Below are 26,254 nucleotides of genomic sequence, written 5' to 3' on the forward strand. Positions count from 1 at the left end.
TCCCGTGGTCCACATGGCGGGCAGGCTACGAGGCGCCGTGGGGTGGGAGCGACAGCATTTCCAGCTCGGAGGTGAGGTTGTAGCGGGCCGTCGCCTCCCACTCGGCGGCGCCGTGCGGTGTCCTGAACAGGCGCGGGAGGTCCAGGAGTTGGCGCAGGACCGCGGCGCGGCCCTCGCGGAAGGCGTCGCTGGGGACGAAGTGGTACTCCTCGCGGACGGCGGTGGTGTAGGCGGCGTACGCCGACGGGGGCGAGGCGAGGATCGCCAGGTCGGCGTCGCACAGGACCTGGCCGTCGGGGTCGTCGTCGGCGGGGTCGTGGGTGACGGTGAGCCGGACCAGGCGGGCCACCTCGGCGGTCTTCGCGTCGGGAACGCCGGCTTCGGCGAGGGCGCGTTCGGCGAGGCGGGCCGAGCGCTCCTCGTTCTCGGAGCGGTCGGGGAAGTAGACCGCGTCGTGGAACCACGCGGCCAGCCGGACCACGTCCGGGTCGTGCGCGTACCGCTGAAGTTCGTCGACGCGGTCGAGGACCGCGGTGAGGTGCCCGACCGTGTGATAGCGGCGCTGGGGCTCCTGCCAGCGGGTGAGCAGGTTGCCGGCGTACGGCGCCGGGTCCGGGCCGCCGGCCGGGCCCCGGGCCGCCTCCAGGGTGCGGGCGAAGCGGGTGCGCAGGGAGTCGAGATCGGACATGGGGGCATTCTCCCGCTGAGCGGGGTCGGGCACCTAGCGTGGGGGTCATGACGACACCTGCTGATGTTCCTGACGTACGGGACCCCGAGCAGCCCGGGCGGCTGCTGACGATCGAGCGTGACGCGCTGATCCCGCTGCTGCGGGGCCGGACCGGGGAGGACTTCGCGCTGCCTGTCGCCGCGTGCCCGGGCTGGACGGTGCGGGACGTGCTGGCGCACTGCTCGGCCGCGCTGACGCGGGTGGCGGAGGGCCGGTTGGAGGAGGGCGTGTTCTCGCCGGAGTCGAACGACCGGGACATCGCGGAACGGGCCGGCTGGACCGACGCCCAGGTCGTCGACGAGCTGGAGCGGGGGATGGGTGAGGCCGGGCCCGTGATCGCCGGCGCCGGCGGGAAGCTCGACGGTCTCGCCCTGGGGGAGTGGGTGCACGCCGGGGACGTGCGGGAGGCCTTCGGGGAGCCGGGGGCGTACGGCGGGGCCGGGCTGCCGGACGCGCTCGCGCTGCTCGCCCGGATCACCCGCGAGCGGGGGCACGTGCCGCTGCACGCCGACCTCGACGACCTGGACGAGCCGCTGCGGCTGGGGGAGAGCGGCGGGGAGCGGCCCCCGGGCCGTTTCATCGGGGACGGGCCGACGCTCGTACGGCTGTACACGCGGCGGCCGGTCGACGGGGCGCCGGCGTTCGAGCTGGCGGGGGTGGAGGCGAAGGAGCTGAACATCTTCGGCTGAGCACGGCCCCGGGGGCTTGGGATTCCGCGGGAGTGGGCAGCGTAGTCTTTGATTGGACTAGACCTGTCGCCGAACGCCGACGCCCATCCGACGAAGGGGCCCCATGAGCAAGCGTGCAGTGCTGGAGGTGATCGCCCTCGGCGTCGAGGACGCGGTCGCCGCCCAGGCGGGAGGCGCGGACCGCCTCGAGCTGGTCACCGACATCGCGGCCGACGGTCTCACGCCGTCGGCCGCCACCGTCGCCGGGATCCGCCGGGCGGTCGACATCTCGTTGCGGGTGATGCTGCGGCCGGCCGACGGTTTCGCGGCGGGGGATGTCGACCGGCTGGTGCGCGTGGCCGCTCAGCTGCGGGAGGCCGGGGCCGAGGAGTTCGTACTGGGGTTCCTCGACGAAGGGGGTGCGGTGGACCTGGCGGCTGTGGAACGGGTCGTGGCCGTGCTGGACGGCTGCCCTTGGACCTTCCACCGGGCCATCGACCGGGCCGCCGACCGGGACGCCCTGCGCAAGCAGCTGGACGGGATGCCGGGGCTGGACACGTACCTGACGGCCGGGGCCTCCAGTGGGGTCGACGACGGGCTTTCCGTGCTCCTCGCGGAGGCCGCCCGGCAGGGACAGCCGGGGTACGAGCAGCATCTCCTGGTGGGAGGCGGGCTCCGGCTCGACCACGTGCCGACGCTGCTGACGGCCGGGGTCGACGGCTTCCACATCGGCGGGGCGGCCCGGCCGGAGGGCTGGGAGGCACCGGTGTCGGCGGATGCCGTCGCACGGTGGCGGGCCGCCCTGGACGTCGTCTGAACGCCCCCGGGCCTCACCCCTGGGTGACGGTGACCCGCGTGCGGTGATGTCGGACAACGCCCTGGCGGGCGACGGCAGTTCGCCGTCGCACGTTTCTCCAGGTCGCCTCTGTACGGGGAAGCAGGGGATGTGCCCGTGCGTTGTGCCGTTGCATGAGCCTGCGCTTCTCACTGATGGGTCCGGTACGAGCCTGGCGCGACGAAGAGGAGATCGGACTGGGGCCGCGCCAGCAGCGGGCGGTGCTGGCGGCGTTGCTGCTGAACAACGGCATCCGGCTGAGCAACGACCAGTTGATCAGCATGGTCTGGGACGACCCGACGCCGAGCGCGGTGATGGCGTTGCGGACGTACGTGTACAAGATCCGCAAGATCCTTCCGGAGCTGAACCTGAAGTCCAGGGACGGGGGGTACACAGTCCGCGCGGAGATCGTCCACGACTGCCGCGGCGAGCCCTTGGAAGGCCTCCGGAGTGCCTACTTCGACGCGCAACGGGTGCGGCTCGGCGACTACCGGCTCAAGGCGCGGGAGGACTGCCTCGAACGCGAACCCGACGTGCTGGAGCTGCAGAAGCACGTCGCCGCCTTCCCGCTCAGGGAACGACCGCGCGCCCTCCTGATGCGCGCGCTCTACCTGGAGGGCAGGCAGGGCGAAGCACTCGACCATTTCCACCGGGCGCGCGCACTCCTCAACGAGGAGCTCGGCCTCGAACCAGGGCCGGAGCTGCGCAAGGTCCACGCGCAGATCCTCAACGGCGACCTCACCCCGCCGCGCAGGCCGGAGCAGCTGCTGCCGGATCTGATCGACTTCACCGGCCGTGCCGAGGAGATCGCGCAGGCTCTCCGGACGTTGCCGGGCACCGTGGGCATCACCGGTATGCGGGGCAGCGGGAAGACCGCGCTGGCCACCCGGATCGGCCACCTCGTCAGGGGCCGCTTCCCGGACGGGCAGATCTTCGTCAGGGGCCGGGACGTCGCCAACGAGCTGTTGCGCGCGGTCGGCGTGGAGAACCCCGTCGGCGACAAAGCCGCACTGTGGCGGGAGAAGGCGCGCGGCAAGCGTTTCCTGGTCGTGGTCGACGACGTGCAGGACGCGGCGGCCGTACGCGATCTCGCCACGCCCGGCTCGGCGATGATTCTCACGAGCGTCCGCCGGTTGAACGAGCTGCCGGGGGTGACCTGGCTGAAGATCGCCGGGCTGGCCGACCGGGAGGCACGGGACTTTTTCCGCAAGGTCCTCGGCCCGGTGCGCGCGGACGCGGAACCCGGGCAGGCCGAGGCGCTGCTGGAACGCCTCTCGCGACTGCCGGGCCCGATCAGGGTGATCGGCGGCAAGCTCAGCTCGCGTCCTCACTGGACGATCGAGATGGTTCTGCTGCAAATGGGGCGGGAGAGCAAGCTCGACGGCGTGATCCCCTCCGACTGCGCCGCGATGTTCGCCCCGTTGATCGCGGCCGAGGAGCAGCTGAGCGATCCGGAACGGCGCATGCTCATGTGCTTCGCGCGCCAGGACGCCGAGGTGATCGACAGCCACAACGCGGCGGACGTGTCCGGGGCCGACCCCGGTGAGATCGAGCTGGTGCTGGAGTCGCTCACGGGCGTGCACTTGATCGAGCCGCTCGTACTCGGCCGCTACCGGCTGCCGCGGTTCGTGCGTCTTTACTTCGGGCGGCGCACAGTGGCCCTGACCACCTGATTCATTTCGACGTCTTGGACCTGACCAGGCCGTATATCCGGAAATTATGCTCTGACGATCTGGCGCCGCCACGTTTGCAGACATGTCAACCAACGAACTGCAGGACAAGAAGGCACTCGTCACCGGCGCCACGTCGGGTATCGGCCGCGCGATCGCGGTCAAGCTCGCGGAGGCGGGTGCCACCGTCTACGTGACGGGGCGCAGGGCCGAGCTCGGCAAGGAGACCGTCGAGCTGATCGAGCAGGCGGGCGGGACGGGTCACTTCGTCGTCGCGGACGTCGCGAACATCGACGACGTCCGCAAGCTCGCCGAGGAGGTCGGCGAGGTGGACGTGCTGGTGAACAACGCAGGCGTCTTCCCGTTCTCGCCGACCCCTGAGCAGTCGCTCGACAGCTACGAGCAGGTGTTCGACATCAACGTTCGTGCGTCCTACTTCCTGACGGCCGCGCTCGCGCCGGCCATGGTGGCCAAGAAGAAGGGTGCCATTGTCAACGTGTCGTCGGTCGCCGCGCAGATCGGCACCCCGGTCGGCTCCGTCTACAACGCCTCCAAGGCCGCGATGGACGCGCTGACCCGGTCGTGGGCCGTCGAGTTCGGCGCGGCGGGCGTTCGCGTCAACTCCGTGGCGCCCGGCCCGATCCGGACCGACATGGCCATCGACACGGCGGGCGAGATGTTCGAGGCGTTCAGCCAGAGCACACCGCTCACCCGCGCCGGCGAGCCCGAGGAGATCGCCGAGGCCGTGCTGTTCCTGGCCTCCGACAAGGCCAGCTACATCACCGGCGCGGTGCTCACCGCCGACGGCGGCTTGGTCGCGACCTGAGCGCGGGAGCGACTGCTCGGCGCTGATGGGCGACGCCCGCGGGCATCACCGCCGGTGATGCCCGTTGTGCAGGCCCGACGCTTCAGTGAAGGGTGGTCGTCGCCAACTGCGGCGGCAGCCCGGCCGCGTGCGTGACGATCAGGCCCGACACCGCTCGCGTCAGCGCCACATACAGACGTCGGAGCCCTGTCCGTTCGTCCGGCTCGCCGTCGACCATGGCCTGCGGCTCGTCCAGGACCACGTAGTCGTACTCCAGGCCCTTCGCCAGCGACGCCGGGACCAGGGTCAGGCGGGTGTCCTGGGTGGTCTCCTCGCCGGGGCCGAGATACGGGATGCCGGCCTCCGCCAGGGCCTCGGCCAGCTCCGGCACGCGGGCGTCCGCCGCGATCAGGCCCGTCGAGCCCTCGTGGCGCAGCAGTTCGCGGCAGGCGTCGACCACGTCCGTCGTGCCGGAGACCGGCCGGACCTCGAAGTGGCCCGGGTTCTCGCGGATCGAGACCACCGGGGTGAGGCCCGGGGCGATGTGCGGCAGCAGCCGGGAAGCGTAGGTGATGACGTCCGTCGGGACGCGGAAACCGGCCGTCAGCTCCTCCACCAGGGCGTCCGGCTTGCCCAGGTGGTTCAGCGCCTCCTGCCAGCTCCGGGTCGCCCACGGCGTCGTGCCCTGCGCCAGGTCGCCGAGGACGGTCGCGCTGCCCGTGGTGCAGCGGCGGCCGACCGCCCGGTACTGCATGGGGGAGAGATCCTGCGCCTCGTCGAGGACGACATGCCCGAGGCTGGGCGTGCGCTGGATCAGGTCGGTGGCCTCGTCGATCAGGACGGCGTCCGCGGGTGACCACGGGGCCGACTTCACGCTGCGCGCCGGCTTCGCCCAGAGGATCGCCTTCTGCTCGTCCTCGTCGAGGATCCCGTCGGCGTGGACGGCGAGGAAGTCCGCGTCCGACAGCAGCCGCAGCACCAGCTTCGCCGGGTCGACGGCCGGCCAGACCGCCTTGACCGCCGCCTTGACCGCGCTGTTGCGGGCCACCGCGTCCTGCACCCGGTCGTCCGGCGCCTCGCCCGACCGTTCCATCTGCACCAGCACGGCGTGCGCGATGCGCTGCGGCAGGGCGTCGCGGGCGGCGCCGTAGCGGATGTCGCGGTCGAGCAACTCGCGCACGATGTCCTCCAGTTCGTACGCGGGGATCCGCCAGCGGCGGGAGCCGCGCACGACCATGACCGGCTCGGTGGGCATCGTGACGTGCGAGTAGAGGGCCCGGCGCAGTACCCCCGCCAGCCGGGCGTCGCCCTTGACGACCGCGGCCCTCGCGTCGTCCGTGCCCCTGATCTCGACGTGCGCGACGAGGTCGTCGACGGTGGCCTGCTGGACGGTCAACTCGCCCAGTGCGGGCAGGACCTGCTCGATGTAGTGCAGGAACGACCGGTTCGGTCCGATGACCAGGGTGCCGGTGCGGGCGAGCCGCTCGCGGTGGGCGTAGAGGAGGTAGGCGACCCGGTGCAGGCCGACGGCGGTCTTCCCGGTGCCCGGGCCCCCTTGCACACACACCGTGCCGGAGAGGCCGGACCGGACGATCTCGTCCTGCTCCGGCTGGATCGTCGCGACGATGTCCCGCATCGGTCCGACGCGCGGACGTTCGATCTCCTGCTGGAGCAGCTTGCTGGTCCGGGCTGCCTCGGACGGGTCGGACAGGTGCTCGTCCTCGTACGCCGTGAGGTCGCCGCCGGTGTAGCCGAAGCGGCGGCGCAGCGCGATGTCCATCGGGTCCTTCTTGGAGGCCCGGTAGAACGGCTGCGAGACCGGTGCGCGCCAGTCGATGACCATCGGGTCGCCGTCGTGGTCGTGCACATGCCGCCGCCCGATGTAGAAGCGCTCGCCCTCCGCGCCCTCCGCCTCCTCGGCGCCCGGGGCGTGCAGGTAGTCGAGCCGGCCGAAGAACAGCGGGGTGTCGCTGAGGTCGGCCAGGGCCTTGATGCGCTCCTCGATCTGGTGCGCCAGCACCTCGGCGTTGACCCAGTTCGCGGTGACGTCGCTGATGTCGAGGGCCTCCACGTCCTCGCGCATGGCACGCAGGGCGGAACGGGACGCGGAGAGGTGGGAGCGCTCACGCGCGAGCGGATCGTCGACGGGCGTGGACAAGGGGGTGCCTCCGGAGGACCTGCTGAAGAAGTGGGCGGTGAGATGCCGGCCGGTTTCCGTCCGGTCGGCGGCGCTCCGTGAGGGAGGCGGGCAAGAGCGGAGATCTTAGAGGAGCGGGTCGACGGCCGCTAACGGTTTTCTCAGCGCCTCACCCCTCACCCTGCTGCATCCCTCACCCCTGCATCCCTCATCCCCTAGGGGACGGGGCCCTCCTCCATGGGGGCACGGGTCGGCCCAGGGGCGTACGCGGACCGCCGGAAGAGTCGGCCCGGAGACCGACGCGGGCCTTATGGGCCGAAACGCACCATGGAGACATGAGCGCAGCAACCATCCACCCCGCCCCGGCACCGGGCCGCCCGCCCGGCGCCACCGCCGTGGCAGGCAGCCACCGCCACCGCCTCGGCGATGCCCTGCGCGCCGTCAAGGTCTTCGCGGGCGCCGCCTTCGACGTGGTCGTCCTCGGTCAGTACGGAGAGGAAGTCGGCGTGGTCCGCCGCAAGTGACAGGCCGGCCGGTCAGCTCTCCGCGAGCAGCTCGTCCGCGTCCATGATCCGGTACGCGTACCCCTGCTCCGCCAGGAAGCGCTGGCGGTGTGCGGCGAAGTCCTGGTCGATGGTGTCCCGGGCGACCACGGAGTAGAAGTGGGCCTGGTGACCGTCCGACTTGGGGCGCAGCACCCGGCCGAGGCGCTGGGCCTCCTCCTGCCGGGAGCCGAAGGTGCCGGAGACCTGGATCGCGACCGTCGCCTCCGGCAGGTCGATCGAGAAGTTCGCGACCTTCGACACGACGAGCACGCTGATCTCGCCCTCCCGGAAGGCGTCGAAGAGTTTCTCCCGCTGCGCGTTCGACGTCTCACCCTTGATCACGGGCGCCCCGAGGTGCTCGCCGAGCTCGTCGAGCTGGTCGATGTACTGGCCGATGACGAGGATCTGCTGCCCGGCGAAGCGGCGGACGATGGCCTCCGTGACCTTCCGCTTGGTCGCGGTCGTCGCACAGAAGCGGTACTTCTCCTCCGTCTCGGCCGTGGCGTACGCGAGCCGCTCGGAGTCGGTCAGATTGACCCGGACCTCCACGCAGTCGGCGGGCGCGATGTAGCCCTGCGCCTCGATCTCCTTCCACGGCGCGTCGAACCGCTTGGGACCGATCAGGGAGAACACGTCCGACTCCCGGCCGTCCTCCCGCACCAGGGTCGCGGTCAGGCCGAGCCGCCGCCGCGCCTGGAGGTCGGCGGTGAACTTGAAGACCGGCGCGGGCAGCAGGTGCACCTCGTCGTAGACGATCAGCCCCCAGTCCCGCGAGTCGAACAGCTCAAGGTGCGGGTAGACGCCCTTCCGCCTGGTCGTCAGCACCTGGTACGTGGCGATCGTGACGGGCCGGATCTCCTTCCGCGTCCCGCTGTACTCGCCGATCTCGTCCTCGGTGAGCGACGTCCGCTTCACCAGCTCGTGCTTCCACTGCCGGGCGGAGACGGTGTTCGTGACGAGGATGAGGGTGGTCGACTTCGCCTGCGCCATCGAGCCCGCGCCGACCAGGGTCTTCCCGGCGCCGCAGGGCAGGACGACGACGCCTGAACCGCCGTGCCAGAAGTTCTCCACGGCCTGCTTCTGGTACGGCCGGAGTGCCCAGCCGTCCTCGGCCAGCTCGATCTCGTGCGCCTCGCCGTCGACGTACCCGGCGAGGTCCTCGGCCGGCCAGCCCAGCTTGAGCAGCGTCTGCTTGATCTGGCCACGCTCGGAGGGGTGCACGGCGACCGTGTCCGGGTCGATCCGGGCGCCGACCAGGGGCACGATCCGCTTCGACCGCAGGATCTCCTCCAGCACCGGGCGGTCGGTCGTGGTCAGGACCAGTCCGTGCGCCGGGTGCTTGGAGAGGGTGAGACGGCCGTAGCGGTCCATCGTCTCGGCGATGTCGACGAGCAGCGCGTGCGGCACCGGGTAGCGGCTGTACTGCACGAGCGCGTCCACGACCTGCTCGGCGTCGTGGCCCGCCGCGCGGGCGTTCCACAGGCCCAGCGGGGTCAGGCGGTAGGTGTGGATGTGCTCCGGCGCCCGCTCCAGTTCCGCGAACGGGGCGATGGCCCGGCGGCAGTCGTCGGCCTGCTCGTGGTCGACTTCCAGGAGCAGGGTCTTGTCGGACTGGACGATCAGCGGACCATTCACGCGCGGCACCCTTTCTGTGGCCGGAGGGCTCGGACGGCTCGACAGCGCGACGCCTCGGCCAAACGTCCAGTGTGCCTGATCGACCGCGTCACGTGGTGTGATCTGCGCGTCCGGTCGTACTGAATGCCTATTCATCCCAACGTGTGGTGTGAATTCAGTTTTTCCGTCGCGGCCCCGAAGAATGGCGCGGGTGCAGAACCCGACGACCACCACGCTCGGATACGCCCTGTTCGCCACCCGCTGGCTCCAGGCCCCGCTCTACTTCGGGCTCGTGGCTGCCCAGGGCGTCTACGTCTACAAGTTCTTCAAAGAGCTGTGGACCTTAATCCTGATGTGCGTGAGCGGGCACGCCACCGAGACCTACGTGATGCTCGCGGTGCTGAAGCTGGTCGACGTCGTCATGATCGCCAACCTGCTGATCATGGTGATCGTGGGCGGCTACGAGACGTTCGTCTCGCGCATCGGTCTGCAGGGCCACCGTGACCAGCCGGAATGGCTCTCGCACGTCAACTCCAACGTGCTGAAGGTCAAGCTCGCCACGGCGATCGTGGGCATCTCCTCCGTGCACCTGCTCCAGATGTTCGTGGACGTCCACCACACCCCCCGGCACGCCCTGCTGTGGGGGACGGTGATCCACATGGCGTTCATCGCCTCGGCGGCGATCCTCGCCTACATGTCCGGCCCGATGGTCGCCCATACGGACCGCGGACACGCCGACCGCGCACCTGCCGCGCCCGCGCAGGCTCCCGACCACGGAAGCCGGCAGCACACGGAACCGGAATCCGAGAGGCACCGGGCCGCCGCCATCCCCCCACAACCCGCCCCCGACACCGACGCCGAAGCCCGGATCCGTGCCGCCGGGTTCCCGGCGCGCAAGGTGCTGGAGGAGTTCGACCAGCAGCATCCCCGCGGCTTGGACCGGGAGGTCCTCGCGCGGCTCGGCAAGGCGGACTTCGTCGACGCCCGGCGGAACGTGGTCTTCGTCGGGCCGCCCGGCACCGGCAAGACCCACCTGGCCGTCGCCCTGGGCGTGCGGGCCTGTCAGGCCGGGCACCGGGTGCTGTTCGCGACCGCCGCCGAGTGGGCCGCCCGGCTCGCAGGCGCCCGGGCCGCCGGGCGGCTCGACGCGGAGCTGGCCGCTCTCGACGATCACCCCCTCCTGATCGTCGACGAGGTCGGCTACACGCCCCTCGACGCGGCGAGCGCGGGCCTGTTCTTCCAGCTCGTCGCGCACCGCTACGAGCGGGCCTCGCTGATCGTGACCAGCGACCGCCCGCTCGGCCGCTGGGACGAGGTCTTCGGCCCGTCCGCCCCGGCGCTGACGGACCGCCTCGCCCACCACGCCGACATCGTGCGGCTGGACGGCGACAGCTACCGGACGCGCCGCGCTACTTCGACATGGGCAGGCTGACGTTCTGGATCAGCGGGCCCTCGATGGTGACCCCCTCGGTGACCAGCGGCTCACCGGCGACCGGCAGGGGCAGCGGCAGCACCGGGGCCGCGGCGGCACAGGGCCCCGGCAGCCCCACGACCGCGACGGCACAGAAGGCGATGACGGAGAGCTTTTCACGCATGGGGCGACAAGGCCTTTCACGGGTGAGGGGACGAGGGACACCGCGCCCGGGGCCGGCCCGGGGACACCGGGGCCGGCCCGACGACGGAGCGGGAGCCGATCAGATCTGCGGTGTCTCCAGGACGAGGCCGGCGACATCGATGCTCACCGCGGAGGCCGGAGTGGCGAGCCCACCGAACGTCATGAGGGCGGCGGTGGCGAGGACGGCGGCGACTCGACGGACAGATCGCATGCGGGGACTTCCTTTCGGTGAAGCTCACAGGACACCCGGTGGCTGCCCCCGCCCGCACGGCGTGATGCGGCACGCCCGGCAAGGTCGCCCGAGCGTGGGACATCCCCGGCGTGGCGTGCATGAAGACCCGCCTGCACCCGAACGGGTGACACGGTCCGCGAGCGGCCGTCAGCCCGCGTCGTCGGCGAGTTCCGCGACCCCGGTGATCCGGTGCAGCGGATACGTGCGGACCTCGTCCGCGGTGTGGTCGTACGCCGTGACGAAGCCGCCCTCGACGCGGATCGGCGCGATCACCCGCTGGCTGGCGGCGCCCTCGGCGTTGACGTAGCCGATCCACAGGGCCCCGCCGGTCAGGACGGCGGCCTGCATGGTGGCGAGGGTCTCGGCGGCACCCGTGCGGGGCAGCTCGCCATTGACCGCGGGCGAGGTGCCGGGCTTGCGCGGGGTGGTGGTGGCGAGGTCACCGGCCCGAATGGCGCGCAGCGCGGCCGCGAGGAGGGTGTCGTCCGGGACCGGAGGGCCGTCCGGGACCGGCTCGGGCGCACTGCGGGGCGGCGTGCGGTGGGCCAGGGCACGGGTGATCAGCACATCGCCCTCGGCGGACTCGGCGGCCGGCGCGAACCCCATCGCCCGCAGGCCCTCCAGCAGCCCCGACGGGTCGGCCTGCGCGGCCAGCACGGTCGGCGCGAGCCGGCGCAGCCCGAGCCCGGCGGCCCGTTTGTCGGCGAGGATCTCGCTGAGCACCGCGTCGTCGTCGCAGCGCACGTACGCAGAGGCCGCGCCGACCCGCAGATGCCCGTGCCGGCGGGCCACGTCGTCGATCAGGTACGCGAGCGGCTGGGGCACCGGCGTACGGGAGTGCGCGGCGAGGAAGGCGTGCAGGTCGGAGGCGGCCTGCCCGGCGTCCAGCGCCCGCCGCACCGAGCCGGGCGTGAACCGGTAGACGGTGGCCCCGCCCTTGGACTCGACGTCCGCCAGCACGCCCAGCATGTCCGCGAGCGGCCGCCGCAAGGGCCCGGGCGCCACGGCCGTCAGGTCGGCCTGGAGCAGCACGTGGTCCAGCGGCTCGGGCAGGAGCGGCGCGAGCAGCCGGGCCGCGGCGGCGGAGGCGACGGCCTGTTCGGCGGAGGAGAGGGGGGCGAGCGGGGCGGGCCGGTGATGGTGGTGGACGGGCAGCTTGTCCCCCGGCCCGGAGGGCTCCGCTTCCGGGCTCGGCGCGGGGGCCGCGGGCGCGCCCAGCAGTGCCCGGCCGTGGGCCGACAGCGCGCCCCGGCCCGTGACGCCCAGCAGCTCCGCCTCGGACAAGGCCCACTCGGCGAGCCGGCCGCGCAGATCGTCCTCGCGCTGCGCGCCGCGCAGGGGCCGCTCCCAGCGCAGCCGGGCCAGCACCGAACCGGCGGCCGGAGCGGCGCCCTCCGGCAGCCCGGCCAGCAGCGCCAGCACCCGGTGCCGTACCTCGGGCGCCGCCGAGCGGTCCAGGCCCGGCCCGAGCGCCGACAGCGTACGGTCCTTCGCGTCCCGCCCGCCCACCAGTCCGGCCGTCCGGGTCGCCGCGAGCCAGGCCGTGGCCAGCCGCGACCAGCGCTCGGCGGCGGGCTGCTCCAGCCACTCGTCGTACGCCGGGGTCGCCGCGTATCGTTCGTCGGCCTCGCCGTCGGAGGCGATCAGCCCCGCCGCGTACGCCAGTTCCACCCAGAACGCGGCGACCGGCTCGGGCACGTCGAGGGCGACGGCGGTCCGCTTCAGGTCCCGCACGCTCAGCCCACCGGCCCGCAGCACCGCTGGCCCGCCCTCGTCCCAGTCCTTCAGCAGCTCCTCGACGGTCGCGAGGGCGGTGTACGCCTGCCCGGCCGCGGTGCTGTCCACAACCTGTGGACGGTGCGCGGTCGCCGCCTCGACCACCGGCGGTACCGGTTCGGGCGCCCGGTGCGCCAGGCCCCGCCGCAGATGCAGGGCGACCTCGCGCGGCAGGACGACCGTCCCGGGCGCCGTCGGCAGCAGCAGCCCCCGGTCCAGCAGCCAGCGCAGCCGGGGCGCCGGATCGGCGGTGACCTGCCCGTACGGCGGCCCCCACACCAGGCGTTCCAGGACGTCGAGGGAGTCGGCCGGGGCCTCGGCGAGCAGCGCGGCCATCCGGGCCCGGTCCGTGAACAGCCCGGCCAGGGCGGTCACCGCGGACACCGAGTCGTGGGTCGAGGGCAGTCCGGCGGCCGTGACGATCTCCTGGATCCGCCCCGGGGACATCCCGGCGGTGGCCTCCTGGACCGTCGGGCCGAGCCCCGTCGGCGAGGGGTGCTGCGGCGAGGGGGCCAGCAGCTCACGCGCCGTGCGGACCAGCCGCAGCCGGTCGTCGCCGCCCCACACCAGGGCCTGCTCGCGCAGGACGTCCAGGGCGTGCGGCAGGGCCGCGACGACGGCCGGGTCGGCGTCGTCCCCGGCCATGAGCCCGAGCAGTTCGCCGTAGGCCGCCGGATCCGCCGCCACGGCCAGCGCCTCCGCCGTCTGCAGCGCGAACCGGTCCAGCCGCTCCAGGGCCCGCACCACCGAGGCACGGGTGCCGGCGCGGGTGGCGAGCTGGGTGAGGTCGGTGGGGACGGGCGTGATGAGATCCGGGCGGCTGCGCAGGAGCGCGCCCAGCGAAGCGTCGCCCCGCGCGCGGAGCGCTTCCGCGAGGGAGCGGGGGGCCGGGGGCCTGTCCTCGGTGCTCATCCGGTCCACGGTAGCGGGTCGCCTCCGCCGGCCGGGCCGACTGTGCGCGCCCTCGTCCCCGAACGCGGGACGGGCTTTTGGCCGCCCCGACGGCACTCGCGGTACCGTCGTCCGACGGCGTCACGCAACGCACCCGCCCCGGAGGGGACTTCGTGGGGATTGAGAGCGACCAGGTCGTTTACGAGTATCTGAGCCGCGTCGGCGACGTGGCCCAGCAGCGGCAGTTGTCGTCGGCCACCCGCATGCGTCTGGTCGCGGACCTGCGCGACGAGATCGACAAGCGCCGCGCGAAGGCCACCGTCGACTCGCCCGCCGCCGTCCGCCGCATCCTGTCCCGCCTGGGCACCCCCGACGACGTCGTGACCGCGGCGGCGGGCGGCACGGGCGGTGAGCCGTACCGCGCCGCGCCCGCCGCCGTCCCGGTACAGCGCGACGCAGAGCCCGAGGAGCGGGGCGAGCGGGCGAAGGGCGTCATGCGACGGGTCGTACCGCGCCCCCGCCCGGTGCGGCAGGCCGAGGAGTCGCACCCCGCGCCCTCCGACGGCCCGGCCCCGCCGCATCTGGCCGCAGGGCACGAGCTCGGGGACAGCGCGGTCCAGCCGGACTGGTGGCGGGTGGACGGCAGCCCGTTCGGCGTCGGGGACGAGGTGCCGGGGTTCGTGGGCGGCGTGGAGCTGCCGGACCTGCTGAGGCCGCCGGCGCCGCGGAAGGCGGAGACGGAGAAGCCGGCCGCCGGGGAACCGGCCCCGGCCGTCGAGGCGGCCGAGGTGGACGGGAAGGGGAGCCGCCGCCGTCTCCCGCGCCTTCCCGCCGGAAACTGGAGCAACCCGCTGCTCCTGATCGCCGCCGGACTCCTCGTCGCCGGTGCCGTGCTCGGCAACTGGTTCGTCCTGCTGCTCGGCTGGCTCATCGCCTACGCCTCCCGCCGCCTGACCCAGGCCGAGACGAAGTGGGCGGTCGTGATCCTGCCGAGCCTCTCCGTGGCGGGGGGCCTGGTGTGGCTGTGGGGCCGGATGAACGGCCGCTGGGGCGCCCCGATCGCCGAGGGACAGATGAACGCCGCGGTGTCGGAGACCTGGCCGTGGGTGGTGCGGGGAGCGGCGGTGGCGTCGGCGCTGTTCCTGGTGTGGCGTTCACAGCGCTCGCGCTAGCGCGGCACAGGCGGACGTCTGCCGTTCACACCGCCTGGGCACAATGGCCGATATGGCCTTCATGACCTCGCCCGCACTGACCGTCGGCTTCGACCTCGACATGACCCTCATCGACTCCCGTCCCGGGATCCGCGCCTGCTACCAGGCGCTGTCCGAGCGGACGGGGACGTACGTCGACGCCGACCTGGCGGTCACGCGGCTCGGGCCGCCGCTGGCCGAGGAACTGATCAACTGGTTCCCGGCCGGGGAGGTCGAGGCCGTGGCGGACCTGTACCGGGAGATGTACCCGGCGATCGCCATCGCCGCGACCCCGGCGATGACCGGCGCCCGGGAGGCCATCGCGGCCGTACGGGAAGCCGGTGGACGCGCCATAGTCGTCACCGCCAAGTACGAGCCGAACGCCAAACTGCACCTCGCCCACCTCGGCATCGAGCCCGACGCCGTCATCGGCGACCTGTGGGCCGAGCAGAAGGCGGAGGCCCTGCGCGAGCACGACGCGGGCGTCTACGTCGGCGACCACGTCGGGGACGTGCGCGGTGCCCGGACCGCCGGGGCGCTCTCGGTCGCGGTGGCCACCGGGCCCTGCCCGCCGGAGGAACTGCGCGCGGCGGGCGCGGACGTCGTCCTCACCGATCTGACCGAATTCCCGCGGTGGCTTTCGGACTACCGTCCCGCGCGCGCCTGACGCCGGCCCGCTGCCACGGAACGCAGCACTCCCGCACCGGCCATCAGGAATCCGACCGCCATGAGCATGCTCAATCCGAACATGTACGTCGGAAAGGGCGACGTCCCGAGGAACAGCGGGGCGACCGTGACCAGAGTGGCCAGGGCGCCGATGAAGAAGACGACGGCTCCGGCACGGACCAGGCGGTCACCGGGAGCGGCGGAATTCGTTTGGGTTTTGTCACGCACCCGACCAGGGTAGTTCCCAGCGCGAAGGAACAACCGGGTGACGTCTTGTCACCGGCTGCAAGAGCATTAGCCTTGGTACCGGCGGGTCCGTACGACCCGCCCGAGTGCTATCAAGAGCCGTTTCCAGAAGCAGTTTTCCGACGAGTACGAGGACGAGGACAGACGTGCCTACCGGCAAGGTCAAGTGGTTCAACAGCGAGAAGGGCTTCGGCTTTCTCTCCCGCGACGACGGCGGTGACGTCTTCGTCCATTCCTCGGTCCTCCCCGCCGGAGTCGAGACGCTCAAGCCGGGTCAGCGCGTGGAGTTCGGCGTCGTCGCCGGACAGCGCGGCGACCAGGCGCTGTCCCTGACGATCCTGGACCCGACCCCGTCCGTCGCCGCCGCGACCCGCAAGAAGCCCGACGAGCTGGCCTCGATCGTCCAGGACCTGACGACGCTCCTGGAGAACATCACTCCGATGCTGGAGCGGGGCCGCTACCCCGAGAAGACCGCCGGCAAGAAGATCGCCGGCCTGCTGCGCGCGGTCGCCGACCAGCTGGACGTCTGAGCCTCAGGGAAAGCGCAGCGCGTCCGGGCCGAGGGGCGGTACGAGCCCCTCGGCAGCCGCGCGGGTCAGCAGTCCGCGTACGGCCGCGTAGCCGTCCTCGCCGAGGTCGGCGGTGAACTCGTTGACGTAGAGCCCGATGTGCTGGTCGGCGACGGCCGGGTCCATCTCCTGGGCGTGCTCCATGACGTAGGGCCGGGACACCTCGGGGTCGTCCCAGGCGGCGCGCACGGACGTCCGGATGGAGTCGGCGAGCAGCCGGAGCTTCTGCTCGCCCAGCGACCGCTTGGCGATGATCGCGCCCAGCGGGATCGGCAGCCCGGTGGTGTTCTCCCAGTGCTCGCCCATGTCGGCGAGCTTGTGCAGTCCGTAGTTCCGGTACGTGAAGCGCGCCTCATGGATCACGAGCCCCGCGTCGACCTTCCCGTCCCGCACGGCCGGCATGATCTCGTGGAACGGCATGACGACGATCTCGCCGACCCCGTCGGCCACGGTGTCCGCGGCCCACAGCCGGAACAGCAGATAGGCGGTCGACCTCTCACTGGGCACGGCGACCGTACGGCCGGTGAGGTCGGTGTCCGCCTCCCGCGTCAGGACCAGCGGCCCGCAGCCCCGCCCCAGCGCGCCCCCGCAGGGCAGCAGGGCGTATTCGTCGAGGACGTAGGGCAGCACCGCGTACGACACCTTCAGCACGTCGAACTCGCCGCGCTCGGCCATGCCGTTGGTGACGTCGATGTCGGCGAAGGTCACGTCGAGGGCGGGGGCACCCGGCACGCGGTCATGGGCCAGGGCGTCGAAGACGAAGGTGTCGTTCGGGCAGGGCGAGTACGCGATCTGCAGCTGCTCAACCGTCATGCCGGTTCCAACCCTCCAGTACGGGCGTGAGCTTCCCGAACCCCTCGGTCAAGGCTGCCAGAGCCTCCGGGATGCGCCAGGCGGCACGGTCCCTCGGCCCGACGGGATTGGAGATCGCCCGGATCTCCAGCACGGCCACCCCCTGCGCGGCGGCGGCCTCGGCGACACCGAAGCCCTCCATCGCCTCGGCGAGGGCGGTGGGGTGCCGCTCCCGCAGCGCGGCGGCCCGGTCGGCCGTCCCGGTGACGGTCGACACCGTGAGCACGGCCCCGGTCCGGGCCCCGGCGGCGTCGGCGACCCGCCGTGCGAGCTCCGCCGGCGGCTGATGCCTGACGGTCCCGAAACCGAGCTCGGTGACCGGCACGAACCCGTCCTCGGTCTCCGCCCCCAGATCGGCCGCGACGATCCCGTCGGCGACGACGAGCGACCCCACCGGCGCCTCGGGCTGGAACCCGCCCCCGATCCCGGCGGACACGACGAGACCGTAGGGCTCGCCCCGCAGGGCGGCGGCGGTGAGCGCGGAGGCGGTGGAGGCAGCCGCGAGAGCGGGCCCGACACCGGCGGCGATCACCTCGATGCCGGTGTCACCGGGGCAAGCCCTGGCCACCGCGTCCCTCTCCACGGGAACAGCAGTGGCCACGAGGACCCGGCCGAGCCCAGCGGCAGCGATCAGGCGTCCTTCTTGAGCTTGAAGTTCCACAGGCCCGACGCGTCCTTCTCGCCCTCCTTGATGGACACCAGCGTCGAGTTGCCCTGCGCGCCGTACTGGGCGTTGAAGAACACGCTGCCCGGAATCGTGCGGTAGGTCTTCGTGCTGGCGTCGGTCAGCGGCTGACCGTTCATCAGGATCGTCCAGCCCTTGTCGGCGATCTCGGGGTCGACACCGAAGCGCACGGTCTCGTCGGGGTCGACGGAGATGCTCTTGATGCCCTTGTTCTTCAGGCACTGGCTGAGATCGGACGGCTTCAGGGCGTCGCCCTCGCCGCCGCAGGTGGCCTCGGAGTTCACCGAGTCGCTGCCCACGGTGACCGTGGCCATCGGCGTCGGCTTGTCACAGGCCGACAGGACGAGCAGTCCGGCGGATACGACGCCGGCGACGGCGACGGCGCGGCGGCGTCGCACAACGGATTGCAACGTGTTCATGGGCGAAGGCTATCGGGCCCACGGGTCGCACCGCCCACGAGGGGTACGGCTCCCTCGGAGATCCATCAGAAGGGCCCTACGCGACGCGCGCCCGCCCCGTGCTCCCGCGCCGCGCCGAGTCGACCAGCCCCCGTACGGTGGCCAGCCACCCGGTGCCGATGATCGCGGCGCCCACCGCCAGCCCGGCCGTGCCGTTGAGCGGCATCACGATGCCGACCGCCCCGCCCAGCACCCAGGACATCTGCAGCAGTGTCTCGGAACGGGCGAAGGCCGAGGTGCGGACGAGTTCGGGCACGTCCCGCTGGATCAGCGCGTCCAGGGACAGCTTGGCCAGGGCCTGTGCGAACCCGGCGATCGCGGCCAGACCGGCCACCAGGACCGCGCCGAAGAACACCGCGGCCGTGATCGCCGCACCCGCCACGCCCGCCACGACCGTCACGATGATGATCTCCGGCGCCCGGGAGCGCAGCCACGCCCCGACGGCCGTCCCGAGCGCGTTGCCCACGCCCGCCGAGACGCCCACTATCCCCAGCGACACCGCGGCGCTCTGGCCGGAGACCGGGTGCTCGCGCAGCAGGAAAGCCAGGAAGAAGATCAGGAACCCGGTCAGGCAGCGGATGGCGGCGTTGGCGGCCAGGGCGTGGGTGACGGCCGGGCCGACCGTGCGCAGCCCGGGGCGCTTGACCGGCTGCCGGTGCGGGCCGTGCAGGTGCTGCTCGTCCGCCGCCAGCAGGGCACGGTCCTCACCCTTGGCGGAGTCGACCTTCGGCGGCAGCGTGAACGACAGGATCGTGCCCGCCACGAAGAGCACGAAGGCGCCGTAGAGGGGCCAGCGCGGTCCGATCTGCTGGAGTCCGGCGCCGATGGGCGCGGCGATGCCGGTGGCGAGGAGGCCGCCGAGGGTGACCCGTGAGTTGGCCTTCACCAGGGAGAAGCGGGGCGGCAGCAGCCGGGGCACGACGGCGCTTCTGACCACGCCGTACGCCTTCGACGAGACCAGGACGCCGAGCGCGGCCGGGTACAGCTCAAGGCCGCCGCTGACGACCGCGCCGGACAGGATGAGCGCGAGCAGTGCCCGGGCCAGCATCGCGCCGGCCATGGCGGCGCGGCGGCCGTGCGGGAGGCGGTCGAGGAGGGGGCCGATGACCGGCGCGAGGAGGGTGAAGGGCGCCATGGTGATGGCGAGGTACAGGGCGACGCGGCCGCGGGCCTCGTCGGTGGGCACGGAGAAGAAGACGGTGGAGGCGAGGGCGACGGTGATCATGACATCGCCGGCGCCGTTCACGCCGTGCAGTTCGATCAGCTTGCCGAGACCGGACTCGCCGGCGCCGTGCGCGTGGGTGGCCTTGCGGATGCCGCGGGCGGTGCCGGTCACCGGGAAGTGCAGGGCACGGCCGACCGAGCGGAGGGAGCCGCCCACACGGCCCGGTCCGCTCGGTCGGCTGCTTCCCCTGACCCCTTTCGACCCACCGGTCCCGGTGGCGCCCGGGGGTGTCTTCGCGGCTGCCACGACGTCATAGTGCCCCGATAAGGCCGTGGGTAGTGCCATTACCGCTTGTATAGGGCCTGTGGGGTGACTGTCAGGGGTGGCCGCTCGGGAGCCGGTGGGCGGCGCAACAGGACCGTCGGTGTACGCGAAGTGGGGCGGAAGGGTAGCGTGCGTATCTCAGCCATCCCGCAAAATGGATGAAGGACGTCGACGCGGTCCCCCGGTCCGCTCCGTCCGCCCCCCGCGCCGGGAGTGGCGCACTCGTGAGACGGCGTATGGAGAGAAGCGATACCTGTGAGCGCAGCGACAACGCGAAGCCGCACCCCTGACCGTCTGTGCGCCGAGGCCGTCGACCTCGCACGCGCCGCAGCCGAGGAGGCCGCCGCGCCAGGAATCGTCGGGGAACACGTAGGGCTGGTCTCCGAGGGGGACCGCGTCGTCACCCACTTCTTCGAGTGCCGCGAGCTCGGGTACCGGGGCTGGCGCTGGGCCGTGACGGTGGCCCGGGCGTCCCGGGCGAAGATCGTCACGGTGGACGAGGCGGCGCTGCTGCCCGGCCCCGACGCGGTGCTGGCGCCCGAGTGGGTGCCGTGGAGCGAGCGGCTGCGTCCCGGCGACATGGGGCCGGGCGATCTGCTGCCCACCGACGCCGAGGACCTGCGTCTGGAGCCGGGCTACTCCGGTGAGGACGAGCCGGCGCCGAAGTCCCCCGTGTCGCACGAGTTGGCCGACCTGGTGGAGGCGGAGGACGCGGACCTCACCGCGGATTCCCCGGCCGGCTACACGGTCCCCCCCTTGCGCGGTTCGATCCCGGCGGTCGCCGAGGAACTGGGCATGCGCCGGGCCCGCGTCCTGTCCCGCTACGGCCTGCACACCGCGGCCGACCGCTGGGAGGAGGCGTTCGGCCCCAAGACGCCCATGGCCCAGGCGGCCCCCGCGGCCTGCGTCAGCTGCGGCTTCCTCGTCCCCATCGGCGGCTCCCTCGGCCAGGCCTTCGGCGCCTGCGCCAACGAGTTCTCCCCGGCCGACGGCCGCCTGGTCTCCCTGGCCTACGGCTGCGGCGGCCACTCCGAGGCCGCGGTCATGCCCCGGCCGCCCCAGCCGGCCGCCCCGGTCATCGACGAGACCCGGGTCGACCCGTTCCCGCTGCGCCCGTCCTCGGACTCGGGCTCGGTGACGCCGACGGCGGACGCGGACACGGAGGAACTGGGCCACTCGTAGCCGACGGCGGCCCACGCCGGACGGGCGCACGGCCGGTGCTCGCCAGGCGGTACCTTCGTCCTCACGTCCACGAGGAGAAGGAACGGAACGTGAGCAGCAAGTTCGTGCGGCCCGCCGCCGAGGGGGCCGATCCGTTCGGCACCGCCCGTCTGCGGCGCGGTGTCCTCGACGCCTGGGCCACCAGCCCCGCCCGGTTCCGTGAGGACGCCAACGCCGAGGAGGACCTGGTCCTCGGCGGCTACCGGGACCGGCTCGTCGTGGAGCTCGCCCAGAACGCGGCCGACGCGGCGGCCCGGGCCGGGGTGCCGGGGCGGTTGCGGCTCACCCTGCGCGACGGGGTGCTCGTCGCCGCCAACACCGGCGCCCCGCTGGACGCGGCCGGGGTCGAGTCGCTGTCCACGCTGCGGGCGTCGGCCAAGAGGGACACCGGGGACACGTCCTCGGTGGGGCGGTTCGGTGTCGGTTTCGCCGCCGTGCTCTCCGTCACCGACGAGCCCGCCGTCGTCGGCCGGCACGGCGGCGTGCGGTGGTCCCTGGCCGAGGCCAGGGCACTGGCCGCCGAGACCGCCCGGCACAGCCCCGGCCTCGGGGACGAGGTCCGGCGGCGGGACGGGCACGTACCCCTGCTGCGGCTGCCGCACGCCGCCGAGGGCACCGCCCCGGACCCGTACGACACCGCCGTCATCCTTCCGCTGCGTGACGCGGCCGCCGCCGATCTCGCCGAGCGGCTCCTGCGGGCCGTCGACGACGCCCTGCTGCTCACCCTTCCCGGACTCGAAGAGCTGGTCGTCGAGATCAACGGGGAGAGCCCGCGGACCCTCACCCGCCGTACCGACGGGCCCTTCACCGTCGTCGACGACTCCGCCGACGGCGTCACCCACTGGCGCACCGCCGCCGCCCACGGCCCGCTCACTCCCGACCTCCTCACCGACCGGCCCGTCGAGGAGCGGCTGCGGCCCCACTGGTCCGTCACCTGGGCCGTGCCCGTGGGCAGCGACGGCAGCCCGGTCCGGCCCCGCACCAGCGCGGTCGTGCACGCCCCCACACCGAGCGACGAGCCGCTCGGTGTCCCGGCCCTGCTCATCGCCTCGTTCCCGCTGGACTCCACCCGCCGGCACGCCGCCCCCGGACCGCTGACCGACTTCCTGGTCCAGCGCGCGGCCGACGCCTACGCCGAACTCCTCGGCGACTGGCGGCCGGTGACCTCCGCGATCATCGACCTGGTGCCCGGACCGCTCGGCAAGGGCGAGCTGGACGGCGCCCTGCGCCAGGCGATCCTGGAGCGGCTGCCGCGGACCTCCTTCCTGCCGCCCGCCCTCCCTCCCCGAGAGGGGGACGACCTGCCCGACTCCCTGCGGCCGCGGGACGCCGAGGTCGTCGAGGGCGCGGGCGCGGACACCGTGCGAGTGCTCGCCGAAGTGCTGCCCACCCTGCTGCCCGCCGGGCTCGAACGCCGCGCGGAACTGCGGACCCTGGGCGTCTCCCGGCTTCCGCTGACCGACGCGATCGACCGGCTGGCCGGTCTGGACAAGGAACCGGGCTGGTGGCGGCGGCTCTACGACAGCCTGGCCGGGATCGACCCGGACCGCTTGTCGGGGCTCCCGGTTCCGCTCGCTGGGGGCACATCCCAGGCTTTCGGCACTGGGGGAGGCCGGACGACCATCGGGCCCCGGCAGGTCCTGCTGCCCAGCGCGGAGGCCGCCCGGATCGATCCCGAGGTGCTGGCCCGGCTCGGTCTGAAGGTCGCCCACCCGGACGCCGCCCACCCGATCCTGGAGAAGCTCGGCGCCCTGCCCGCCACACCCCGGGCCGTCCTCACCACCCCGCAGGTCCGGGCCGCCGTCGCCGCGTCCCTGGACGACGAGGGCGGCGTGAACTGGGAAGAGGACGTCCTCGACGCCGACGAACTGGCCGACACCGTGCTCGCGCTGGTCCGGGACGCCGGACTGGAGCCCGGTGACGAGCCCTGGCTCGGCGCGCTCGCCCTGCCCGACGAGGACGGCGAACCGGCCCCGGCCTGCGAACTCGTCTACCCCGGCGGCCCCTTCGCCCAGGTGATGCGCGAGGGCGAACTCGCCTCCGTGGACGCCGAGCTGGCCGGCAAGTGGGGCGAGCAGCCGCTGGCCGCGTGCGGGGTCCTGGTGAACTTCGCGGTCGTCCGCGCCACCGACGTCGTCCTCGACCCGGACGAACTGGAGCCCCGCGAGGGCGACTTCGCCGAGCCGGACGACGCGGGCCTGCTGGACGCCGTCGACGTGTGGTGCGAGGACATCCTCGACCGCTTCCCGGACAGCCCGGTCCCGCCGGTCGCCACCGAGATCATCGCCGTACGGGATCTGGACCTGGTCGACGAGGACAAGTGGGCGCAGGCGCTGGCGCTGCTGTCCCGGCCGCCGCTCAGGGACGCGATCGTGCAGCCCATGCGGATCCTGCTGCCGGACGGGACGCACGAGGTCGTCCGGCCGTACACCGCCTGGTGGCTGCGCGGGAACCCGGTGCTCGCCGGCCGCCGCCCGGCCGGTCTGCGGGCCGCCGGCGGCGACCCGCTGCTGCGCGGCCTGTACGACGAGGCCGACGCCACCGGGTTCGAGGACGAGCAGGTGCTGCGGGCGCTGGGGGTGCGCACCTCCGTCGCCGCGCTGCTGGACGAGCCCGGCGGTGCCGCCGAGCTGCTCGACCGGCTCGCCGACCCCGAGCGGGAGGTGACGGCTGCTCAGCTGCACGCCCTGTACGGGTCGCTGGCCGAGCTGGACCCGGAGCAGGTGACCCTGCCGGACGACCTGCGGGCCGTCACCGACGGCCGGGTGGAGGTCGTGGACGCGGCCGACGCCGTGGTGTGCGACTCGCCCGACCTGCTGCCGTTCACCGAGGGCGTCCCCCTGCTTCCCGTACGGCCGTCACGCGCCGCCGAGCTGGCCGAACTGTTCCAGGTGCGGCGGCTGAGCGAGTCCGTCACCGGGGAAGTCACCTCCGAAGGCACCGAGCACGACGTACCGGAGCCGGTGCGGGTGCTGCTGGGCCGGCAGACCCCGTCCTTCTACGTCGAGCACGAGGAACTCGTCGTCGACGGCGTGGAGATCGACTGGCGGCTCACCGACGACGGCGTCCTGCACGCCGCCACGCTGGAGGGCGTCGCCGCGGGGCTCGCCTGGGCGGCGGGGCAGTGGCCGCGGCGGTTCGAGGTGGCGGCGCTGCTGGAGGACCCGTCCCGGACCGAGGAGCTGGCGCGGGACCGCTGGTTCGACTGATCCGGTGGCGCGGTGCGGCCGTTGGTGAAAACTCCCGCACATATTTTTCACCTGTCGTACAACCATGCGCACTGCTGAAGTATCTGATCACGTGAGTCAACAGACTCCACGATCACTTGGGCCCCGAGAGCCGACGACGAGCACCGGGGCCCCTCTCCACCTGGAGAACGCATGCGTATCCGAGCCACCGTGGCCGCCGTCACCGGCGCCCTGGCCCTTTCCGCCCTCGCCGTGCCCGCCGCCCAGGCCGCCGAGCCGAAGGTTCCCGCGGACATCGCCGCCGCGAGCGAGGTCGTCCACGCCGGATCCGGCCGGTCGGCCTTCGCCGCCGCCGTGGACGGCGAGCCGATCGCCATGAACGCGACCTTCTCCTCGGTCAAGGTCAACAACGGCAAGAACATCTCCGTCGGCACCACCAACGTGGTCAAGGTCCCCGTGTCCTTCACGCTGACCCACGGCCAGGAAGTGGACATCCACGCGGAGGACTTCTTCGCGGGTGTCGAGCTGTACCGCGGTGCCTCGTTCGAGGAGTCGATCTACTACTTCGACAGCAACGACGCGACCTGCACGGACTCCTCCGCGACCGTCGCCAGCTGCAAGGCCACCGTCGCGATCGACCCGTACGCGCTGCTGAACGAGGACGCCGGCTCCTGGAAGGCGGCCGCGTTCGCGGTCGCGTTCAACGGCGAGGACCCGGAGGACCCGAACCTGGACAACGTCGGAGTCGCGGTGAAGGACCCGACGAACTCCTTCAAGCTCCAGCGCTACTCGAAGCTGACGGTCAACGCCTCGCCCGAGCCGGTGAAGAAGGGCAAGACCATCACGGTCACCGGCAAGCTGTCCCGTGCCAACTGGGACGACAACCAGTACCACGGCTACACCAACCAGTCGGTGAAGCTGCAGTTCCGCAAGAAGGGCAGCGACACCTACACCACGCTGAAGACCATCAAGTCGAACAGCACGGGTGAGCTGAAGACCACCGTCACGGCCTCGACCGACGGCTACTTCCGCTACTCCTTCGCGGGCACCACGACCACCCCGGCGGTCAACGCCGCGGGTGACTTCGTCGACGTGCGATAACACCGCCCGCAGCGACCGTCCACGCGACGGCACCGCCGGTCCCGGAGCCATACCGGGGCCGGCGGTGCCGTTTCCGGTGCGCAGTCGTCATGCGTGTGTCAAACGTTGCGGATGAGACGGCAAAACCCGGGCCCCGCCCTACAACCCTGCCCGGGGCTCGTGGATCTGATCGCGTGAGTCAACAGACTCCTAGATCACTTCTCCACCTGGGGAACACATGCGCATCCGAGCCACCGTGGCCGCCGTCGCCGGCGCCCTGGCCCTCTCCGCCCTCGTCGTCCCGGCCGCGCAGGCCGCCGACGCCCCGTCCGGCAAGCAGGCCTTCAGCGCCGCCTCGGCCGACGCGGGCACGGGCACCACCGCGTCGACCCTCGACGTCACCTTCTCCGACGTCAAGGTGAACAGCGGCAAGAACATAGTCGTCGGCACCACCAACGTGGTGAGCGTGCCGGTCACCTTCACCGTGACCCACGCCGCGGACCTCGACACCAGCACCGACCACTTCGCCACCGGCCCGCTGATCTACCACGGCTCCTCGCTCGACGCCGCCGACAACGTCCTCATCAGCGACGACCCGGCCACCTGCACCGCCGCCTCGTCCACGGTCCTCGACTGCAAGGGCGTCATCAGCGTCCGCCCGGCCGACGGCGACCTGTTCAACTCCGACGCCGGCACCTGGGGCGCCGGTGCCCTCGCCGTCACCAGCGACGACGCCGAGAAGATGCAGGGCGGCCTCGGCAGCACCAAGGTGCAGCGCTACTCCAAGCTGACGGTCAACGCCGGCCCCGAGCCCGTCTCCAAGGGAAAGACGATCACCAGCACCGGCAAGCTGTCCCGCGCCAACTGGGAGGACAACACCTACCACGGCTACACCAACCAGCCGGTCAAGCTCCAGTTCCGCAAGGCGGGCACCAGCACGTACACCACGGTCAAGACGGTGTACTCCGACCAGTACGGCAACCTGAAGGCCACCGCCACCGCCCAGTACGACGGCTACTGGCGCTTCAGCTTCGCCGGCACGACGACCACCCCGGCGGTCAACGCCACGGGCGACTACGTCGACGTGAAGTAACC

24 protein-coding genes are annotated in these 26,254 nt (G+C 72.6%); 13 read left to right on the forward strand and 11 right to left on the reverse strand.

The window, feature by feature from the left end; genetic code table 11:
• Nucleotides 1-25: 25 nt before the first annotated feature.
• Nucleotides 26-688: a hypothetical protein gene (locus tag ACIRDU_RS35075; protein ID WP_403587459.1), complete on the reverse strand. Its 663-nt coding sequence runs from the start codon at nucleotides 686-688 to the stop codon at nucleotides 26-28.
• Between the two features lie 47 nt (nucleotides 689-735).
• On the opposite strand from ACIRDU_RS35075, the gene ACIRDU_RS35080 reads away from it, so the two are divergent.
• The 4 genes from ACIRDU_RS35080 to ACIRDU_RS35095 all read left to right on the forward strand — a co-directional run bounded on the left by ACIRDU_RS35080 (nucleotide 736) and on the right by ACIRDU_RS35095 (nucleotide 4,726).
• The gene (locus ACIRDU_RS35080; RefSeq protein ID WP_403587462.1) at nucleotides 736-1,416 is read left to right on the forward strand and encodes a maleylpyruvate isomerase family mycothiol-dependent enzyme; all 681 of its coding nucleotides are present in this window, start codon (nucleotides 736-738) and stop codon (nucleotides 1,414-1,416) included.
• 103 nt (nucleotides 1,417-1,519) lie between these two features.
• Nucleotides 1,520-2,212 carry a copper homeostasis protein CutC gene (locus ACIRDU_RS35085; protein ID WP_403587465.1) on the forward strand — a complete coding sequence of 231 codons (693 nt, stop codon included), beginning with the start codon at nucleotides 1,520-1,522 and terminating at the stop codon, nucleotides 2,210-2,212.
• A 173-nt stretch (nucleotides 2,213-2,385) separates the two neighbouring features.
• Nucleotides 2,386-3,903 carry a BTAD domain-containing putative transcriptional regulator gene (locus ACIRDU_RS35090; protein WP_403587468.1) on the forward strand — a complete coding sequence of 506 codons (1,518 nt, stop codon included), beginning with the start codon at nucleotides 2,386-2,388 and terminating at the stop codon, nucleotides 3,901-3,903.
• Nucleotides 3,904-3,985: 82 nt separating this feature from the next.
• Entirely contained in the window at nucleotides 3,986-4,726 is a 741-nt protein-coding gene (locus tag ACIRDU_RS35095; RefSeq protein ID WP_403587470.1) for an SDR family NAD(P)-dependent oxidoreductase, read from the forward strand.
• An 82-nt stretch (nucleotides 4,727-4,808) separates the two neighbouring features.
• Here the strand turns inward: ACIRDU_RS35095 and ACIRDU_RS35100 are convergent, their stop codons facing one another.
• A complete protein-coding gene (locus ACIRDU_RS35100) occupies nucleotides 4,809-6,863 on the reverse strand; it encodes a HelD family protein (RefSeq protein WP_403587473.1) in 2,055 nt (684 codons plus the stop codon).
• Between the two features lie 314 nt (nucleotides 6,864-7,177).
• Here ACIRDU_RS35100 and ACIRDU_RS35105 point away from each other — a divergent pair, with 314 nt between their 5' ends.
• Nucleotides 7,178-7,366, forward strand: a complete 189-nt coding sequence (locus tag ACIRDU_RS35105; protein WP_062927558.1) for a hypothetical protein — start codon at nucleotides 7,178-7,180, stop codon at nucleotides 7,364-7,366.
• Between the two features lie 12 nt (nucleotides 7,367-7,378).
• Here ACIRDU_RS35105 and ACIRDU_RS35110 read toward each other — a convergent pair whose 3' ends face one another.
• Nucleotides 7,379-9,022 carry a DNA repair helicase XPB gene (locus ACIRDU_RS35110; RefSeq protein ID WP_403587477.1) on the reverse strand — a complete coding sequence of 548 codons (1,644 nt, stop codon included), beginning with the start codon at nucleotides 9,020-9,022 and terminating at the stop codon, nucleotides 7,379-7,381.
• 181 nt (nucleotides 9,023-9,203) lie between these two features.
• On the opposite strand from ACIRDU_RS35110, the gene istB reads away from it, so the two are divergent.
• The gene (istB, locus tag ACIRDU_RS35115) at nucleotides 9,204-10,433 is read left to right on the forward strand and encodes an IS21-like element helper ATPase IstB (RefSeq protein ID WP_403587479.1); all 1,230 of its coding nucleotides are present in this window, start codon (nucleotides 9,204-9,206) and stop codon (nucleotides 10,431-10,433) included.
• Here istB and ACIRDU_RS35120 read toward each other — a convergent pair.
• From ACIRDU_RS35120 to ACIRDU_RS35130, 3 genes are all read right to left on the reverse strand, one after another.
• Nucleotides 10,411-10,596, reverse strand: a complete 186-nt coding sequence (locus ACIRDU_RS35120; RefSeq protein ID WP_403587481.1) for a hypothetical protein — start codon at nucleotides 10,594-10,596, stop codon at nucleotides 10,411-10,413. The genes istB and ACIRDU_RS35120 overlap by 23 nt on opposite strands.
• Before the next feature lie 99 nt (nucleotides 10,597-10,695).
• Nucleotides 10,696-10,827 (reverse strand): hypothetical protein, encoded by a 132-nt coding sequence (locus tag ACIRDU_RS35125; protein ID WP_403587484.1) that lies wholly within the window; start codon nucleotides 10,825-10,827, stop codon nucleotides 10,696-10,698.
• A 168-nt stretch (nucleotides 10,828-10,995) separates the two neighbouring features.
• Nucleotides 10,996-13,536: a helicase-associated domain-containing protein gene (locus ACIRDU_RS35130; protein WP_403587486.1), complete on the reverse strand. Its 2,541-nt coding sequence runs from the start codon at nucleotides 13,534-13,536 to the stop codon at nucleotides 10,996-10,998.
• A 152-nt stretch (nucleotides 13,537-13,688) separates the two neighbouring features.
• Here ACIRDU_RS35130 and ACIRDU_RS35135 point away from each other — a divergent pair, with 152 nt between their 5' ends.
• Together ACIRDU_RS35135 and ACIRDU_RS35140 are read left to right on the forward strand one after the other, a co-directional pair.
• Nucleotides 13,689-14,687, forward strand: coding sequence for a hypothetical protein (locus tag ACIRDU_RS35135; RefSeq protein ID WP_403587488.1), 999 nt, complete (start codon nucleotides 13,689-13,691; stop codon nucleotides 14,685-14,687).
• 52 nt (nucleotides 14,688-14,739) lie between these two features.
• Nucleotides 14,740-15,372 carry an HAD family hydrolase gene (locus ACIRDU_RS35140; RefSeq protein ID WP_403587490.1) on the forward strand — a complete coding sequence of 211 codons (633 nt, stop codon included), beginning with the start codon at nucleotides 14,740-14,742 and terminating at the stop codon, nucleotides 15,370-15,372.
• Here the strand turns inward: ACIRDU_RS35140 and ACIRDU_RS35145 are convergent.
• Nucleotides 15,351-15,599, reverse strand: coding sequence for a hypothetical protein (locus tag ACIRDU_RS35145; protein ID WP_033312232.1), 249 nt, complete (start codon nucleotides 15,597-15,599; stop codon nucleotides 15,351-15,353). The two genes, ACIRDU_RS35140 and ACIRDU_RS35145, sit on opposite strands and share 22 nt — an antisense overlap.
• Nucleotides 15,600-15,763: 164 nt before the next feature.
• Between ACIRDU_RS35145 and ACIRDU_RS35150 the strand changes: the two genes are divergently transcribed.
• Nucleotides 15,764-16,147 carry a cold-shock protein gene (locus tag ACIRDU_RS35150; protein ID WP_010035896.1) on the forward strand — a complete coding sequence of 128 codons (384 nt, stop codon included), beginning with the start codon at nucleotides 15,764-15,766 and terminating at the stop codon, nucleotides 16,145-16,147.
• Nucleotides 16,148-16,150: 3 nt separating this feature from the next.
• Here ACIRDU_RS35150 and ACIRDU_RS35155 read toward each other — a convergent pair whose 3' ends face one another.
• From ACIRDU_RS35155 to ACIRDU_RS35170, 4 genes are all read right to left on the reverse strand, one after another.
• Nucleotides 16,151-16,999 (reverse strand): 1,4-dihydroxy-6-naphthoate synthase, encoded by an 849-nt coding sequence (locus ACIRDU_RS35155; RefSeq protein WP_403587493.1) that lies wholly within the window; start codon nucleotides 16,997-16,999, stop codon nucleotides 16,151-16,153.
• The gene (locus tag ACIRDU_RS35160) at nucleotides 16,989-17,699 is read right to left on the reverse strand and encodes a futalosine hydrolase (RefSeq protein WP_403587496.1); all 711 of its coding nucleotides are present in this window, start codon (nucleotides 17,697-17,699) and stop codon (nucleotides 16,989-16,991) included. Before ACIRDU_RS35160 ends, ACIRDU_RS35155 begins: the two co-directional genes overlap by 11 nt.
• A complete protein-coding gene (locus tag ACIRDU_RS35165) occupies nucleotides 17,669-18,142 on the reverse strand; it encodes a DUF2771 domain-containing protein (RefSeq protein WP_403587498.1) in 474 nt (157 codons plus the stop codon). The genes ACIRDU_RS35160 and ACIRDU_RS35165 overlap by 31 nt, the downstream gene beginning before the upstream one ends.
• Before the next feature lie 76 nt (nucleotides 18,143-18,218).
• Entirely contained in the window at nucleotides 18,219-19,652 is a 1,434-nt protein-coding gene (locus ACIRDU_RS35170; protein WP_403587500.1) for an MFS transporter, read from the reverse strand.
• Between the two features lie 273 nt (nucleotides 19,653-19,925).
• On the opposite strand from ACIRDU_RS35170, the gene ACIRDU_RS35175 reads away from it, so the two are divergent.
• From ACIRDU_RS35175 to ACIRDU_RS35190, 4 genes are all read left to right on the forward strand, one after another.
• Nucleotides 19,926-20,852: a DUF3027 domain-containing protein gene (locus ACIRDU_RS35175; protein ID WP_403587503.1), complete on the forward strand. Its 927-nt coding sequence runs from the start codon at nucleotides 19,926-19,928 to the stop codon at nucleotides 20,850-20,852.
• 89 nt (nucleotides 20,853-20,941) lie between these two features.
• Complete coding sequence (locus tag ACIRDU_RS35180; RefSeq protein WP_403587506.1) at nucleotides 20,942-24,100, forward strand: sacsin N-terminal ATP-binding-like domain-containing protein; 3,159 nt, start codon at nucleotides 20,942-20,944, stop codon at nucleotides 24,098-24,100.
• A gap of 171 nt (nucleotides 24,101-24,271) precedes the next feature.
• Nucleotides 24,272-25,180 (forward strand): hypothetical protein, encoded by a 909-nt coding sequence (locus ACIRDU_RS35185; RefSeq protein ID WP_403587508.1) that lies wholly within the window; start codon nucleotides 24,272-24,274, stop codon nucleotides 25,178-25,180.
• Between the two features lie 217 nt (nucleotides 25,181-25,397).
• A complete protein-coding gene (locus tag ACIRDU_RS35190; protein ID WP_403587511.1) occupies nucleotides 25,398-26,252 on the forward strand; it encodes a hypothetical protein in 855 nt (284 codons plus the stop codon).
• Nucleotides 26,253-26,254: the final 2 nt, after the last annotated feature.

The organism is Streptomyces sp. NPDC093598, from assembly GCF_044764825.1.
Taxonomy (GTDB): Bacteria; Actinomycetota; Actinomycetes; order Streptomycetales; family Streptomycetaceae; genus Streptomyces.

What these genes read in the sequence shown, in the direction of transcription:
- ACIRDU_RS35165 (WP_403587498.1), bottom strand. Translation starts at nt 18,142, where the DNA reads ATGAACACGTTGCAATCCGTTGTGCGACGCCGCCGCGCCGTCGCCGTC.
- ACIRDU_RS35105 (WP_062927558.1), top strand. Translation starts at nt 7,178, where the DNA reads ATGAGCGCAGCAACCATCCACCCCGCCCCGGCACCGGGCCGCCCGCCC.
- ACIRDU_RS35185 (WP_403587508.1), top strand. Translation starts at nt 24,272, where the DNA reads ATGCGTATCCGAGCCACCGTGGCCGCCGTCACCGGCGCCCTGGCCCTT.
- ACIRDU_RS35130 (WP_403587486.1), bottom strand. Translation starts at nt 13,536, where the DNA reads ATGAGCACCGAGGACAGGCCCCCGGCCCCCCGCTCCCTCGCGGAAGCG.
- ACIRDU_RS35090 (WP_403587468.1), top strand. Translation starts at nt 2,386, where the DNA reads ATGGGTCCGGTACGAGCCTGGCGCGACGAAGAGGAGATCGGACTGGGG.
- ACIRDU_RS35140 (WP_403587490.1), top strand. Translation starts at nt 14,740, where the DNA reads ATGGCCTTCATGACCTCGCCCGCACTGACCGTCGGCTTCGACCTCGAC.
- ACIRDU_RS35085 (WP_403587465.1), top strand. Translation starts at nt 1,520, where the DNA reads ATGAGCAAGCGTGCAGTGCTGGAGGTGATCGCCCTCGGCGTCGAGGAC.
- ACIRDU_RS35080 (WP_403587462.1), top strand. Translation starts at nt 736, where the DNA reads ATGACGACACCTGCTGATGTTCCTGACGTACGGGACCCCGAGCAGCCC.
- ACIRDU_RS35190 (WP_403587511.1), top strand. Translation starts at nt 25,398, where the DNA reads ATGCGCATCCGAGCCACCGTGGCCGCCGTCGCCGGCGCCCTGGCCCTC.
- ACIRDU_RS35075 (WP_403587459.1), bottom strand. Translation starts at nt 688, where the DNA reads ATGTCCGATCTCGACTCCCTGCGCACCCGCTTCGCCCGCACCCTGGAG.
- ACIRDU_RS35120 (WP_403587481.1), bottom strand. Translation starts at nt 10,596, where the DNA reads ATGCGTGAAAAGCTCTCCGTCATCGCCTTCTGTGCCGTCGCGGTCGTG.
- istB (WP_403587479.1), top strand. Translation starts at nt 9,204, where the DNA reads ATGGCGCGGGTGCAGAACCCGACGACCACCACGCTCGGATACGCCCTG.
- ACIRDU_RS35095 (WP_403587470.1), top strand. Translation starts at nt 3,986, where the DNA reads ATGTCAACCAACGAACTGCAGGACAAGAAGGCACTCGTCACCGGCGCC.
- ACIRDU_RS35125 (WP_403587484.1), bottom strand. Translation starts at nt 10,827, where the DNA reads ATGCGATCTGTCCGTCGAGTCGCCGCCGTCCTCGCCACCGCCGCCCTC.
- ACIRDU_RS35155 (WP_403587493.1), bottom strand. Translation starts at nt 16,999, where the DNA reads ATGACGGTTGAGCAGCTGCAGATCGCGTACTCGCCCTGCCCGAACGAC.